Annotated in this window: 1 protein-coding gene; it reads right to left on the reverse strand. The window is 56.5% G+C overall.

Annotated features, from left to right (window positions below; translation table 11 throughout):
• Positions 1 to 79 precede the first annotated feature (79 nt).
• Positions 80 to 384, reverse strand: a 305-nt coding sequence (locus tag CKO33_RS13205) for a hypothetical protein (RefSeq protein ID WP_207146557.1), incomplete at its 5' end; no start/stop codon positions are given.

Consider the following 384-nt stretch of genomic DNA (forward strand, 5'->3'; position numbering starts at 1 on the left):
CCACCATGCCACTCACCAGCTCGACCAGAAAAACAATCATGCAGCCATGTTTACATGATGACGTGTAAGTATGATTGCACTACTCATCACGAACTTGCGGATAATTATATTTCACGAAAAGCAGGTTGAGGGCTTCGGCAACCAATCGCTCCTGTGGCACGCGCTTGCCCTTCTCGTCGCGCGTCCGAAAGCTGATTTCTTCCAGAGTTTCCCAATAGGCCGGGGGCAAATGGTGGGTCTTCGCGGTCTTATTGGCCCGTGATGGCGGCACATAAGCCCCGCTTTGGTGTTCTGCTCGCTGTTCCCGAGGGGCCGTAACGGCCGCGGCCTTCGGTTCCGTTGGAGCCTTGCCCACCGGCACGCTGGTTTCCGGCTCGCTGGTCT

The organism is Ectothiorhodospira mobilis, from assembly GCF_016584115.1.
GTDB lineage: Bacteria > Pseudomonadota > Gammaproteobacteria > Ectothiorhodospirales > Ectothiorhodospiraceae > Ectothiorhodospira > Ectothiorhodospira mobilis.